General features: G+C 69.2%; 13 protein-coding genes. 9 read left to right on the top strand and 4 right to left on the bottom strand.

The annotated features are described in order from the left end of the window. Positions 1 to 35: 35 nt before the first annotated feature. Positions 36 to 914: an IclR family transcriptional regulator gene (locus ACRDPS_RS03940; protein WP_431500318.1), complete on the top strand. Its 879-nt coding sequence runs from the start codon at positions 36 to 38 to the stop codon at positions 912 to 914. A 16-nt stretch (positions 915 to 930) separates the two neighbouring features. On the opposite strand, the gene ACRDPS_RS03935 is transcribed toward ACRDPS_RS03940, so the two are convergent. Next, positions 931 to 1,491, bottom strand: coding sequence for a flavin reductase family protein (locus tag ACRDPS_RS03935; protein ID WP_431500317.1), 561 nt, complete (start codon positions 1,489 to 1,491; stop codon positions 931 to 933). A 121-nt stretch (positions 1,492 to 1,612) separates the two neighbouring features. On the opposite strand from ACRDPS_RS03935, the gene ACRDPS_RS03930 reads away from it, so the two are divergent. The 7 genes from ACRDPS_RS03930 to ACRDPS_RS03900 are packed head-to-tail and all read left to right on the top strand — an operon-like array spanning position 1,613 to position 9,102. Beyond that, positions 1,613 to 2,452 (top strand): alpha/beta fold hydrolase, encoded by an 840-nt coding sequence (locus tag ACRDPS_RS03930; protein WP_431500316.1) that lies wholly within the window; start codon positions 1,613 to 1,615, stop codon positions 2,450 to 2,452. Continuing rightward, on the top strand, positions 2,449 to 4,101 hold the full coding sequence (locus ACRDPS_RS03925) for an FAD-binding protein (protein WP_431500315.1): 1,653 nt from the start codon (positions 2,449 to 2,451) through the stop codon (positions 4,099 to 4,101). Before ACRDPS_RS03930 ends, ACRDPS_RS03925 begins: the two co-directional genes overlap by 4 nt. Then, a complete protein-coding gene (locus ACRDPS_RS03920) occupies positions 4,098 to 5,114 on the top strand; it encodes a 2Fe-2S iron-sulfur cluster-binding protein (RefSeq protein ID WP_431500314.1) in 1,017 nt (338 codons plus the stop codon). Before ACRDPS_RS03925 ends, ACRDPS_RS03920 begins: the two co-directional genes overlap by 4 nt. 44 nt (positions 5,115 to 5,158) lie before the next feature. Then, entirely contained in the window at positions 5,159 to 6,361 is a 1,203-nt protein-coding gene (locus ACRDPS_RS03915) for an acyl-CoA dehydrogenase family protein (RefSeq protein ID WP_431500313.1), read from the top strand. A 13-nt stretch (positions 6,362 to 6,374) separates the two neighbouring features. After that, positions 6,375 to 7,292 (top strand): VOC family protein, encoded by a 918-nt coding sequence (locus ACRDPS_RS03910; protein ID WP_431500312.1) that lies wholly within the window; start codon positions 6,375 to 6,377, stop codon positions 7,290 to 7,292. Then, on the top strand, positions 7,289 to 8,689 hold the full coding sequence (locus tag ACRDPS_RS03905; protein WP_431500311.1) for an FAD-dependent oxidoreductase: 1,401 nt from the start codon (positions 7,289 to 7,291) through the stop codon (positions 8,687 to 8,689). The genes ACRDPS_RS03910 and ACRDPS_RS03905 overlap by 4 nt, the downstream gene beginning before the upstream one ends. Further along, the gene (locus ACRDPS_RS03900) at positions 8,686 to 9,102 is read left to right on the top strand and encodes a nuclear transport factor 2 family protein (RefSeq protein ID WP_431500310.1); all 417 of its coding nucleotides are present in this window, start codon (positions 8,686 to 8,688) and stop codon (positions 9,100 to 9,102) included. The genes ACRDPS_RS03905 and ACRDPS_RS03900 overlap by 4 nt, the downstream gene beginning before the upstream one ends. Positions 9,103 to 9,166: 64 nt before the next feature. On the opposite strand, the gene ACRDPS_RS03895 is transcribed toward ACRDPS_RS03900, so the two are convergent. Genes ACRDPS_RS03895 through ACRDPS_RS03885 form a run of 3 tightly spaced genes read right to left on the bottom strand, consistent with a single transcriptional unit; the run spans position 9,167 to position 11,399 of the window. Further along, positions 9,167 to 9,952 (bottom strand): SDR family NAD(P)-dependent oxidoreductase, encoded by a 786-nt coding sequence (locus ACRDPS_RS03895; RefSeq protein ID WP_431500309.1) that lies wholly within the window; start codon positions 9,950 to 9,952, stop codon positions 9,167 to 9,169. Then, positions 9,952 to 10,272, bottom strand: coding sequence for a hypothetical protein (locus ACRDPS_RS03890; RefSeq protein WP_431500308.1), 321 nt, complete (start codon positions 10,270 to 10,272; stop codon positions 9,952 to 9,954). Before ACRDPS_RS03890 ends, ACRDPS_RS03895 begins: the two co-directional genes overlap by 1 nt. Continuing rightward, entirely contained in the window at positions 10,269 to 11,399 is a 1,131-nt protein-coding gene (locus tag ACRDPS_RS03885; RefSeq protein WP_431500307.1) for a Rieske 2Fe-2S domain-containing protein, read from the bottom strand. The genes ACRDPS_RS03890 and ACRDPS_RS03885 overlap by 4 nt, the downstream gene beginning before the upstream one ends. Positions 11,400 to 11,532: 133 nt before the next feature. On the opposite strand from ACRDPS_RS03885, the gene hsaA reads away from it, so the two are divergent. Beyond that, positions 11,533 to 12,699: a 3-hydroxy-9,10-secoandrosta-1,3,5(10)-triene-9,17-dione monooxygenase oxygenase subunit gene (gene hsaA, locus ACRDPS_RS03880; protein ID WP_431500306.1), complete on the top strand. Its 1,167-nt coding sequence runs from the start codon at positions 11,533 to 11,535 to the stop codon at positions 12,697 to 12,699. Positions 12,700 to 12,870: the final 171 nt, after the last annotated feature.

Below are 12,870 nucleotides of genomic sequence, written 5' to 3'. Positions count from 1 at the left end.
GAATTCATTTCAGTTTTGCACCCGTGGAGGTTCTCATGTCCGTGGCAACCGTGGAGCTCGAATCGCCTCCCGCACTTCCGCCGAGCATGGTGGAGCGGATGACCCTGATCCTCGACGAGTTCGGTGCTCGCTCCACCCGCCTCACGCTCGAGGAGGTGGCCCGGCGTACGCACCTGCCGCGCTCCACGGCGCACCGGATCCTCGACCAGCTCGTCAAGCTGCGGTGGCTCGACCACACCTCCTTCGGCTATTGCCTCGGCAAGCGGTCGCTCAGCCTCGGTGGAGGCGGCGACGACCATGCCGAGGTACGCCAGGCCGCGGCGCCGTTGCTCCACCAGCTCAGCGTGCAGACCGGCCTCGTCGTCCACCTGGCGGTCCTGGACGAGGCGGAGGTCCTCTACCTCGACAAGGTCGGCGGCCGCTTCGCCGCCGCGGTTCCGTCGCGAGTCGGTGGCCGGGCCCCGGCGCACTGCACGGCCCTGGGCAAGGCGGTGCTCGCCTGGCTCCAACCGGAGGAGGTCGAGGAGCGCTTCGCATCACAGCTGGATCGGCAGACACACGTCACGATCGGCGACCTCGGGCTCCTCCACCACGAGCTCAACCGGATCCGCTCACGCCGCGGGGTGGCCTTCGAGCGGGGGGAGTGCTTCGCGCAGATCTCCTGTGTGGCGTCCGCGATCCGTGGGCTGGAGAGCCCGATCGCGGCCATCTCCCTGGTCGGCGACTCCCGCGCCCCGCTGGAGAAGGTGGCCCCGTTGGTCGCCGACGCTGCGCACCGGGTCTCGCTCGAGCTCTTCCCGCAGGCCCGCGAGCCCCGCACGGCGCGCCGGATGTCGACGGCGCAGGAGAGGAACTACTCCCCGGCGACGATGGAGCGCCTGGTCGTCGCCGGCCAGACCGGCAGCTGGTTCTGACGGACCCGCTCAGGGCTCAGCCCCAGTGGTCGCCCCAGCCCCACAGGCTCGGTTCTTCGAGGGTCGTCGTCGACGTCGTCTGCACGCCGAAGCCGCCGCGGTGGAAGATCATCGGCGGCTCGTCCTCGAGCAGCTCCACCTCGAGCACCCGCCCGAGCGCCACGTCGTGATCGCCCGCGACATGGACGTCGTACACCTCGGCATGGACCCGCAGGAGGACGTCGCGCAACGAGGGCGTGCGCCAGCGGGACACGTCCCAGTCGAGGCCGTCGAACTTCACGCCTCGGCTCGACCCGAACCGCGCACACAGGTCCTCCTGCTCCTCGGCCAGCACGTTGACGGTGAACCGGCCGGCGGTGCGGATGCGGGGCCAAGCGCGGCCGCGGTGGTCCGCACAGAAGAGGATCAGCGGCGGGTCGAGCGACACCGACGCGAAGGACTGACAGGCGAAGCCGATCGGCTCGTCCGACTCGAGTCCGGTCACCACCGTCACCCCGGACGCGAAGGCGCCCATCGCGCGACGCAGCTCGTCAGGGGTCGGTGCGGTCGGGTGATCGACCAGGTCAGGGGTGCTCATGCTCACGACGTTAGGTCCGTACGGCGAACGCCCCTGTCGAGGTCTCGGTGACCGGGAGCCTCGGGGCCGGCGAGACGCGTGCCCGCCTACGGTCCGTGGACCGACCAGGAAGAGGACGCTGATGCTGAAGGAGCTGGACACCGAGAACGGTGTGCTGAGGTACTACGACGTGGGAGATGGCCCGCCGCTCCTGCTGCTCCACGGCTCCGGCCCGGGAGTGACGGGCTGGCGCAACTACGAGGGAAACCTGCCCTCGCTGTCGCAGCACTTCCGCTGCCTTGTGCTCGAGTTCCCCGGCTTCGGGGTGAGCGACCCGACAGACCAGCACCCGATGATGGCGGCACCGGAGTCGGTGATCAGCTTCCTCGACGGACTCGGCCTGGACCAGGTCGACGTCATCGGCAACTCCATGGGCGGCATCATCGCGACCCAGCTCGCGATCAACCACCCCGACCGGGTACGCAGCCTGGTCACCATTGGCGGCATGGGCAAGAACATCTTCAGCCCGTTCCCCGGCGAAGGCATCAACCTGCTGATGGAGTTCACCGACGACCCGACGCGCGAGCGCCTCGTCCAGTGGCTGCGCTCGATGGTCTTCGACCAGTCGCTGGTCACCGACGAGCTGATCGAGACCAGGTGGGAGCAGGCCACCCAGCCAGAGACGCTCAACTTCTCGCGCCGGATGTACGGCAGTGCAGCGATGGCGGCGCGCGCCGCGGCCGGTGCGGATAGCGACGTGCCTCCGTACTGGGCGATGTTGCACAAGATCAAGGCGCGGACCCTTATCACGTGGGGCCGGGACGACCGGGTCAGTCCCATGGACATGGCGTTGCTGCCGATGCGGACGATCCCTGACGTGGAGGTTCATGTGTTCCCCAACTGTGGCCACTGGGTGATGATCGAGCAGAAGGAAGCCTGGGAAGCGACCGTGCTGGCCTTCCTGATGCGGGGCGACCGATGAGCCGGGGATGGGACGACGAGTTCGACGTCGTCATCGTCGGCAGCGGCGGCGGCGGGATGGCCGCTGCACTTGCCGCGCACGACCTCGGCATCAGCTGCGTCGTGCTCGAGAAGGCGAAGCTGTACGGCGGCTCCACCGGCATCTCCGGTGGCGGCATCTGGGTCCCCAACAACCCGACTCTGCGCCGGGCCGGCCACGACGACACCCGCGATTCGATCCGGACCTACCTCGACGAGCTGATCGGTGATCGCGCCGAGCCGAAGCGCCTCGATGCGTACATCGACCACGGACCCGACGCGATGGCACTGCTCGAGAAGAGCAAGTGGCTGAAGTTCCTCTGGACCAAGGGGTACGCCGATTACCACCCCGAGCTCGAGGGCGGTCGCCCGCTTGGCCGGTCGATCGAGGCCGTGCCGTTCGACACGCGCAAGCTCGGGGAGGACGAGAAGTTCCAGCGCCCCAACAGCATGAAGGGCCCCCTCGGCCTCTGGATCACGGCGAAGGACTACAAGAACCTCGCCATGGTCAAGCGCACGTGGGGCGGGCGTCGCTCAAGCCTCGTTGCCGCGTGGCGGGTCGCGTCCAATCTCATCCTTCGCCGGCACATGTCCACCGGAGGACGTGCCCTGGTGGCGCGGCTGCGGATGGCACTCAAGGACGCCGACATCCCGCTGTGGCTCGAGACACCGATGACCTCCCTGGTCGTCGCGGACGGCCGTGTGGCCGGCGTCGAGGTCACCCGCGACGGCAGCACCCGGCGGATCCGCGGACGCAGGGGCGTGCTCATCGCGAGCGGTGGCTTCGACCACAACCAGGAGATGCGCAACCAATGGCTGCCCGAGGGCGGCCGCGAGGATCTGAGCCTCGGCGCCCGCGAGAACATCGGCGACGGGATCAACGCCGGGATCGGCCTCGGCGCCGCGGTCGACCTGATGGACGACGCGTGGTGGATGCCGTCGGTGACGCACCCGAGCGGCGCCAGTATTCCGCTCGTGTCCGAACGCTGTATCCCCGGCTCGGTCATCGTCTCCTCGGACGGCACTCGCTTCACCAACGAGTCGTCGCCGTACACGAACTTCGTCCACGACCAGCTCGCCGGCAAGCACGTGCCGGCTTGGTTCGTGATGGACGCCAAGGCGCGTCGCCGCTACCCGTTCGCGCAGATCCTGCCCGGGCAGCCGTTCCCCAAGTCGTTCTATGACGCCGGCCTGGTCGTTCGGGCCGAGACGTTGGACGAGCTGGCGGGCCAGGTCGGCCTGCCGACCGAGGCGTTGACGGCCACCGTGAGGCGATTCAACGAGTTCGCCCGCACCGGAGCGGACCTCGAGTACGGTCGCGGCAACAGCGCCTACGACCGCTACTACGGCGACCCGACGCTGAAGAACCCCAACCTCGACACCATCGACACCGGCCCTTACTACGCGGTCAGACTCGATGTCGGCGACCTCGGCACCAAGGGCGGCCTGGTCAGCGACGCGCACGCCCGTGTGCTGCGCGAGGACGGCTCGATCATCGACGGCCTCTATGTCACCGGCAACGCGTCGTCGTCCATCATGGGGAACGAGTACGCCGGCCCGGGCGCCACCATCGGCCCGTCCATCGTCTTCGGGTACGTCGCGGTCCGCCACGCGGCCGGTGTGCTGACATGACGCTCCAGATGCGCGTGGTCGAGGTGGTCCGCGAGACCGCCGATGCCCACTCGCTGGTGCTCGAGCCGGTGGACGGCAGCACGCTGTCCTACCGGCCCGGCCAGTTCCTCACCCTGAGCATCCCGACCGATCGCGAGGAGGGGGCGGCGCGCTGCTACTCGCTGTGCAGCTCGCCGGCGCTCGACGAGAAGGCCAAGGTCACCGTCAAGCGGACGGTCGACGGCTACGCCTCCAACTGGGTCTGCGACCACGTCGTCGCCGGCACGATCCTCGACGTGATCAAGCCCTCGGGCACCTTCACGCCGAAACACCTGGACGATGACTTCCTGCTGTTCGCCGGGGGCTCTGGGATCACGCCGGTCCTGTCCATCCTCAAGACCGCGCTGCACTCCGGCTCGGGATCGGTGACGCTCGTCTACGCGAACCGAGACGAGGACTCGGTGATCTTCCGCGAGGAGCTCGCGACCCTCTCCGGTGTGTACGACGAGCGGCTGTCGGTCATCCATTGGTTGCAGTCGGTCGACGGGCTGCCGTCGGCCGCGCGCGTCGCAGAGGTCGTCGCCGCGCACCCGGGCCGCCAGTCCTTCATCTGCGGACCCGAACCGTTCATGGACCTCGTCGCCTCGACACTTCAGGAAGCCGGCGTGCCGGCGGAGCACGTGCACGTCGAGCGCTTCACCTCCCTGCACAACGACCCGTTCCATGAACCCGACGTCGTGCTTGACGAAGGGGCTGTGACGGCCACGGTCGAGGTGACCCTCGACGGCGACACCCACAGCGTGCCGTGGCCCGAGGGCAACCGGCTGCTCGACGTGCTGCTCGCGGCCGGGATCGAGGCACCGTTCTCCTGTCGTGAGGGCGCCTGCAGCGCCTGCGCCTGCGTGCTGCTCGAGGGCGAGGTCGACCTCGAGCACAACGAGGTCCTGGACTCCACCGACCTCGCGGACGGCCTGATCCTGGCCTGCCAGGCCACCGCCCGCACCGATCGGCTGAAGGTCACCTACGACGCCTGAATGTGGGTCCCGCTCAACGGGAGGTCAGCCCGCGTGGACGTCCGATGGCTGCGAACGTCGGGGTCATGAACATCGCCCTGAACGCTGTCGAGGAACGAGCCGACGAGCTCGCTGCGCTCGGTGAGTCCAACGAGAAGCTGGGTCGGCTCGACGACTCGACAGCCAAGATCCTGCGCGACACCGGCGTCATCAAGATGCTGCAGCCCGCTGAGTACGGAGGCGCCGAGGCACACCCGCGCGACTTCGCGGAGACCGTCATGAGGGTCGCCTCCCTCGACGGCGCGACCGGCTGGGTGGCCGGCATCGTCGGCGTACACCCGTGGGAGATGGCGATGTGCGACGCCGGCGTCCAGGAGCAGATCTGGGGCGCCGATGACGAGACCTGGATCGCCTCGCCGTACGCACCGATGGGCATCCTGAAGCCGGTCGATGGCGGGTACATCTTCAACGGGCGTTGGCAGTTCTCGTCCGGGACCGACCACTGCCAGTGGATCTTCCTCGGCGCCTTCCTCGGCGACGAGAACGGCGAACGGCTGATGCCGCCGCAGAGCTATCACGTGATCCTGCCGCGGTCGGACTACACGATCGTGGAGGACTCCTGGGACGTCGTCGGCCTGCGCGGCACAGGCTCCAAGGACGTCATCGTCAAGGACGCGTTCATCCCGTCCGAGCGCGCCGTCCCCTTCAGCACGATGATGGACGGCTCGGCGCTGGCGGCCTCGGGTCGCACCAACCCGACCTACGCGGTGCCGTTCACGACGATCTTCCCGCTCGGCATCACCAGCGCCGTGATCGGCATCGCCGAGGGCGCGCTCGCCCACCACATGGCCTACCAGCGCTCCCGTGTGCAGGTGACCGGCACCAAGGTGACCGACGACCCGTACGTGCTGTTCGCGATCTCCGCCGCTGCCGAGGAGATCAAGGCCTCGCGCACCGCCCTGCTCGACAACGTGACGAGGATCTTCGACAAGGTCGCCGCGGGGGAGTCGATCACGTTCAACGAGCGGGCCGCCTCTCGCCGTACGCAGGTCGCGGCCGCCTGGCGAGCCGTGCGCGCGATGGACGAGGTCGTCGCGCGCTCCGGCGGCAACGGCATGCGGATGGACAACCCGATCCAGCGGTTCTGGCGCGACGGACACATGGGCCTGGCGCACGCGATCCACGTACCCGGCTCGGTTTTCCATGCGACCGCGCTGACCGACCTCGACGTCGTGCCACCGCCCGGCCCGATGCTCTCGATGATCTAAGGAGATTCTCGCAATGACGCAGATCCGTGGCCTCGGCTACCTCAAGGTGCAGTCCCAGGACGTCGCGCGCTGGCGCGAGCTGACCGTGGACTGCCTCGGCATGCAGGAAACGAGCGGTCCGGTGGAGGGAGGCCTCTACCTACGCGTCGACGAGCGGGAGTCACGGCTCATCGTGCTCCCCGGCCAGTCCGACATCGTGCTCGCCGTCGGCTGGGAGGTGCGCGACCAGTTCGGGCTGGCCGCGGTCGGGCGTGCCGTCGAGGCAGCTGGCGTCGTGGTCAAGGCGCTCGGCCAGACCGAGTGCGACGAACGCGGGGTCGAGGCGGCGATTGCCTTCGACGACCCCGCCGGCACGCCCGTCGAGGTCTTCTTCGGCCCCCGGCTCGACCACAGCCCACTGCTCACCGGCCTGGCGCAGAAGTTCATCACCGGCGACCAGGGCCTGGGCCACGTCGTCCTGCCGACCACCGCCATGAACGAGACGGTCGAGTTCTACACCGAGGTGCTCGGCTTCCTTCCCCGCGGCGCGATCCGGCTGGGCTCCAAGTCTCCGGCTGAGGCGGAGACCCCGCGCCGAGTCCGCTTCATGGGCGTGAACCAGCGCCACCACAGCCTCGCCGTCGTGCCCGCCCCGCACGGCGACCCGCCCGGGCTCGTGCACCTGATGGTCGAGGTCGACTCGCTCGACGCCGTTGGTCGCGCGCTCGACAACGTGAACCGAGCCGGCTTCTCGGTCTCCTCCACCCTTGGCCGCCACACCAACGACCACATGGTCTCGTTCTATGTCCGCGCCCCCGGCGGCTGGGACTTGGAGTACGGCGTCGAGGGCTTGATCGTCGACGAGACCTACTACACCGCCGAGGAGATCACCGCCGACTCCTACTGGGGCCACGACTGGTCTGGGTCGGAGCCGCTGGCGGCGTTCTCGTGAAGGAGATCGACGTCCTGGTCGTCGGCTTCGGCGCCGCCGGCGCGGCGGCGTCCATCGCGGCTACCTCAGCCGGGGCCTCGGTCCTGGTGCTCGAGCGCGCCGGCGCCCCGGGTGGCTCGGCCGCGCTGTCCGGGGGCGAGATCTACCTCGGTGGGGGCACGTCGGTGCAGCAGGCTTGCGGGTTCAGCGACACCGCTGACGACATGTACGCCTTCCTGTCCGCTGCCCTCGGCCCGCACGCGGATCCCGCCAAGCTGCGGCACTACTGCGACGGGTCAGTCGACCACTTCGACTGGCTGGTCTCCTGCGGCATCGACTTCCAGCCGAGCTTCTTCGAAGGCCCGACCTGGATGCCGCCGACCACCGACGGCCTGATGTGGCTGGGCGAGAACGCCTGGCCCTTCAACGAGATCGCCAAGCCCGCACCCCGCGGACACCGCGGCCGCGCGCCACACCTCGCCGGCCAGGTCGTGATGAACGCGCTGATCGCGCACGCCCTGTCCGTCGGCGTCGAGGTCGAGGTCGACACCCGCGCCACCTCCCTGATCGTCGAGGACGGCCGAGTGGTGGGCGTGAACGCGCGTCACTACGGTGACGACCTCTCGTTCCGGGCGCGCTCGGTCGTGCTCACCACGGGCGGCTTCGTCGACAACGAGCAGATGCTGGCCGACCACGCGCCCTCCCTGCTCGGCCATGCCAAGGTCAGCGACGGACTCGACGACGGCAGCGGCATCACGATGGCCGCCTCGATCGGCGCGGCGACTCGCCGGATGTCGGTGGTCGAGGCGGCCTTCACCGCCATCCCGGAGATGGTCTGCCGCGGCATGCTGGTCAACGGCCTCGGACAGCGGTTCATCAACGAGGACGTTTATCCGGGCCTCTACAGCCACGCGGCCCTGCACCAGCCCGGTCCCTGCTGGGTGATGATCGACGAGGCCGGCTTCGACGCGGTCGCGGACGCGTGGGGCGTGCGGCCGTCGTTCGCGGCCGAGACGGTCGAGGAGCTCGCCGTCGACCTGGACCTGCCGCGCGGAGCCCTCGAGGCTACGGTTGCGGCATACAACGAAGGAGCGGCGAACGGCCAGGATCCCTTGTTCCACAAGGACTCCCGCTGGCTGCGACCGCTGACCGGCGGCCTAGCTGCTGTCGACCCGCGGCGCGGCTTCCACCCCACCGAGAGCACGCCGTCCGGCACGGGCTTCGCGGGCTTCACCCTGGGCGGGCTGCACACGACCGTAGATGGAGTGGTTCTCTCGCTGGCCGGCGATCCGATCCCCGGGCTCTTCGCAGCCGGGCGGGCCTCGTCGGGCATGCACGGCGAGGGCTACATCAGCGGTACGTCGCTCGGTGACGGCACCTTCTTCGGCCGCCGGGCCGGACGGTCTGCGGCAGTATGAGCCCCCGCGACGAGATCGTCGATGCGCTGGCCCGGTTCGCGGCCGCCACCGACGCGCGCGACTGGTCGGCGATCCGCGACCTGCTCACCCCCGACGCCGTGGCCTATCACCGGACCGGCCCCGACGCGATCGTAGCCGTGATGTCCGAGCACCTCGGCGGCTGCGGTCCGACCCAGCACCTGCTCGGCAACCACCGGGTCTCGATCGACGGCGACCGGGCCCAATCCCTCAGCTACGCCCGGGTGTATCACGTCGGCGCCGGCCCGATGGTGGGCTCGTTCTTCGAATGCATGGGGGAGTACGACGACGCGTGGGTCCGCGCAGGATGTCAATGGCGGCTCGCCGGCCGCACCTTCGAGACGAGGATCCGGCTGGGGGACTTCGCGGTGCTCCGGCCGGCGGATCCTGATTGAAGAGCGAGGGTTGGGACCGGTGAGCCCAGAATATGCACGGCGGACGAGTCTCCTCAGATCGACGTCACCGGGGTGGCAGGAGGCGAGTCATCGCCTCGTGCGCGCCGAGCACCAGCCGCGTACGGTCCATCCCGTTTCGCTTGGACGCAGCGTCGGCGTTGCCCCCGGCGATCCAGACCGGACCGTCGGAAAGGTGCGCCAAGCCCTCACGGGCGATGTCGTCCGGCTCACCGACGTCGAGGCCGGGAATGTCGAAGTTGAGGCCGGCACGCTCCATGGCCGGAGTGCGGGTCACACCGAGGACGAGCTCGAGCACGTCGACGCCGTGGTCGCGGAGCTCGAGCCAGAGGCCCTCTGCAAAGACGCGGCTGAAGGCCTTCACGGCGCCGTACACGCTCTGCCGTGCGGAGCCCAGGTAGCCGGCAAGCGAGCCGACGAGGATGATCCCGCCGCGGCCGCGTGACTTCATGAGTCCGCCGAAGTGGTGGGTGAGCGCGAGCTGCGCGGTGATGTTGAGGGCGATGACGCCGGCATGGCCGTCGAGCGAGCCGTCGATGAAGTCGTGGCCGTAGCTGTTCGCGCCGGCGTTGAAGATCAGGAGTCCGACTTCGACGTCCGAGGTGGCCGACACGATCGCGGGCACGGACGCGGGATCGAGCAGGTCGAGCGCGAGGGTTCGGACCTCGACGCCAAGCCGGCGTACGTCCGAAGCGGTTGCCTCGAGGGGACCCGCCTTACGGGCGATGAGGACGAGGTTGAGACCGGCGTCCGCCAGCTGGTGCGCGAACGAGGCGCCCACGCCCTCGGAGCCACCGGCGATGACCGCCCAGGGGCCGTACTTCTCGCGCATCAGTGAGGTGCTCCTTCGGGGTTGACCGGCAGCGGCTCGCCCGACTGGACGGGCAGCTCGCCGCGAACGGCTGACTCGCGAATCGAGAGGTGGAGGGCGGAGCAGCCGGCGAACACGCCGCCGTTGGGGCCGCTGCCCGGCTCGGTGGCGCGTCGCTCGAGGCAGGCGCTCAGCGCCTCGGTGCGCCACTGGATGCTGGTCTGGTCCCAGCTGCTCTTGCGGACCTCGACACGGGCCGAGCAGGTGCTGCAGGTGACCGGCTCCATCGCCCCGTCGTCCAGTCGGACGTCGGGGCGCGGAGCGGGACGGTGGGTGGTCATGACGACGCGCGCGCCGCTAGGTTGGCCTCGACCTCGGCCCGCCAGGCCTCGTTGGGCCGGGAGGTGTCGATCTCGAACTCGAAGCGCTCGGTCATCTCGTCGGTGACGTCCTCGACGTCGACGTAGAACTGCTCGTACCAACGACGGAGCTGGTAGACGGGGCCGTCCTCCTCGCACAGCAAGGGGTTGTCGATCCGGGCCTTGGTCTTCCAGATCGCGACGTCCTGCTCGAAGCCGATCTTGATGAAGTCGCCCATCTTGCGGGCCATCGCGTCGGGGTCGGGGAGGTGATCGGCCTTCTGCACGATGATCCCGTACTGCAGCACGAAGGAGTTCTCGGAGATCGGGTAGTGGCAGTTGATCAGGACGCTGTCGACGTCGCCGTCCTCGTAGTGATAGGTCAGGTCGTCGATCATGAACGACGGACCGTGGTACGCCGCGACGGAGGTGTTGCCGAGCATCTTGGGGACGCCGCTCTTCGTGGCCTGCGGGCGGGCGTCCTCGCGACCGACGCCCTTCTGGAGCTGGAGCGCGGTCTGGCCCTCGAAGACGTTCTTGAAGTAGGTCGGGAACGAGTAGTGCACGTAGAAGAAGTGCGCCATGTCCACTACGTTGTCGACGATCTCGCGGCACTGCGCGCCCTCGATGACCGTGGTGTACCAGACCCAGTCGGTCCAGTCGTCGCGCGTCGCTCCCTCGATCACGGGGATGGTGACGTCCTCCGGGGGAGGGTTGCCCTGCGGGTCGTTCCAGACGAAGAGCAGGTGGTCCTGCTCGAGTGTCGGCCACGACGCAGTCCGTGCACGGAGCGGCACGCGCCGGCCGTACGGAATGGCCTTGCACCTGCCGTCGCCTCCCCAGCGCCAGTCGTGGAACGGGCAGGCGATCTCGTCGCCCTTGATCGTGCCCTGCGAGAGGTTTCCGCCCATGTGCCGGCAGAACGCGTCGAGCACGTTGAGCTTGCCGTTCTCGCCGGAGAAGACGACCAGCTCCTGGCCGAACGCCTTGACCTGGTGCGGCTTCCCGTCCCGGAAGTCCTTGGCCAGTCCCAGGCAGTGCCAGCCTCGCGCGAAGCGCGTCGGGGCACCGTCCGTCTCGATCCGACGGACCTCGTCGACTCCGGTCATGTTCTTCTCCGATTCCTGGACAGCGGGATGGACTTGTCGCAGTTTCCGTCGCTCGACGGGTACGGATGGGTCGAAGTCCCACTCACCGGTAGTGGCCGCGGGACAGCGGCTCGGCCGCGCGCATCCTGGGGCCATGAGCAACGACGTCCTCGCGGCAGTCCGACCGCTTCTGCACGGCATCGCCAAGCGTGCCCGCACCACCGACGACGACCGGCGCGTGCCGGCCGAGACGATCAAGGAACTCACGGCCGCGGGCGTCTTCCGGATGCTCCAGCCGACGAGGTACGGCGGCCTCGAGGCCGACCCGGTCGACTTCTTCGAGGTCATCCGGGCGATCTCCGGGGCGTGCGCCTCGACCGGCTGGGTGACGTCGGTGATCGGTGTGCACCCGTGGCAGCTGGGGCTGTTCCCCGACGAGGCGCAGCGCGACGTCTGGGGCCAGAACCATGACACGCTGGTCTGTTCGTCGTACGCACCGGTCGGCCGCCTCATCGAGGTCGACGGAGGGTTCGAGCTCACCGGCCGCTGGAGCTTCTCGAGCGGCTGCGACCACGCCGAGTGGGCGCTCCTCGGTGCCCTGGTGATGGGGGAGAAGGGCAAGGCGGTCGACTTCTTGACCGTGCTGGTGCCGCGTGCCGACTACGAGATCGACGACGTCTGGGACGTCATCGGCCTGCGGGGCACCGGCTCCAACGACCTGGTCGTCGAGAAGGCGTTCGTGCCGGCCCATCGCATCCTGCGCAACTACGAGCACTCACAGCTGCGCGGCCCTGGCCAGAAGGTGAACCCGGGTCCGCTCTACAAGCTGCCCTTCGGCGCGATCTTCACCACCGCGATCACGGCCCCGATCGTCGGCGTCGTCGATGGCTGCCTGACGGCGTACGTCGCCACGATGGGGGACCGGCTCCGGCTCAGCCTCGGTGGCGGCCGGTTCGCCGAGGACCCGTTCGCCCAGGTCGCCGTTGCGCGCGCTGCCTCCGAGACGGACGCCGCGATCCTGCAGCTCGACCGCAACATCCGCGCACTGCTCGACTGCGCCGTCGCCGGCGAGGAGATCCCGATGGAGCTACGGCTGCGCACCCGCCGCGACCAGGTGCGCGCCACCGAGCGCGCCCTCCAGGCGGTCGACATCCTCTTCAAGACTGCCGGCGGCAACTCGCTCAAGCGCGGCAACCCGATCGAGCGCGCGTGGCGCGACGCCCACGCCGGCAGTGTGCACGTCGCCAACGACGTCGAGCGCGCGCTGGCGATGTACGGTCGCGGCGCCTTCGGCATCCCGGTGGAGGACAACCTCGTCTGACTCCCACTCATCGGTACCGCAGGTCCCCGGTTGTCGGTGAGTTCGCCAGTATCTTCAGCAGCACACGTCGTCAGAGGGGGAGAGAATGCCCAGGATCGCCGAAGCGAGACCGTCCGCGGAGCCGAGCTCTCCGGGGCAGAAGGCGCGCCACGAGCGGATCCTGCGCGCGGC

The organism is Nocardioides sp. (assembly GCF_050699375.1).
Classification (GTDB): Bacteria; Actinomycetota; Actinomycetes; order Propionibacteriales; family Nocardioidaceae; genus Nocardioides.
This window is presented reverse-complemented; position numbering and strand designations above follow the sequence as displayed.

Coding starts and splice junctions, on each gene's coding strand:
- ACRDPS_RS03900 (WP_431500310.1), top strand. CDS start 8,686: ATGAGCCCCCGCGACGAGATCGTCGATGCGCTGGCCCGGTTCGCGGCC.
- ACRDPS_RS03935 (WP_431500317.1), bottom strand. CDS start 1,491: ATGAGCACCCCTGACCTGGTCGATCACCCGACCGCACCGACCCCTGAC.
- ACRDPS_RS03910 (WP_431500312.1), top strand. CDS start 6,375: ATGACGCAGATCCGTGGCCTCGGCTACCTCAAGGTGCAGTCCCAGGAC.
- hsaA (WP_431500306.1), top strand. CDS start 11,533: ATGAGCAACGACGTCCTCGCGGCAGTCCGACCGCTTCTGCACGGCATC.
- ACRDPS_RS03885 (WP_431500307.1), bottom strand. CDS start 11,399: ATGACCGGAGTCGACGAGGTCCGTCGGATCGAGACGGACGGTGCCCCG.
- ACRDPS_RS03915 (WP_431500313.1), top strand. CDS start 5,159: ATGGCTGCGAACGTCGGGGTCATGAACATCGCCCTGAACGCTGTCGAG.
- ACRDPS_RS03890 (WP_431500308.1), bottom strand. CDS start 10,272: ATGACCACCCACCGTCCCGCTCCGCGCCCCGACGTCCGACTGGACGAC.
- ACRDPS_RS03940 (WP_431500318.1), top strand. CDS start 36: ATGTCCGTGGCAACCGTGGAGCTCGAATCGCCTCCCGCACTTCCGCCG.
- ACRDPS_RS03895 (WP_431500309.1), bottom strand. CDS start 9,952: ATGCGCGAGAAGTACGGCCCCTGGGCGGTCATCGCCGGTGGCTCCGAG.
- ACRDPS_RS03930 (WP_431500316.1), top strand. CDS start 1,613: ATGCTGAAGGAGCTGGACACCGAGAACGGTGTGCTGAGGTACTACGAC.
- ACRDPS_RS03920 (WP_431500314.1), top strand. CDS start 4,098: ATGACGCTCCAGATGCGCGTGGTCGAGGTGGTCCGCGAGACCGCCGAT.
- ACRDPS_RS03925 (WP_431500315.1), top strand. CDS start 2,449: ATGAGCCGGGGATGGGACGACGAGTTCGACGTCGTCATCGTCGGCAGC.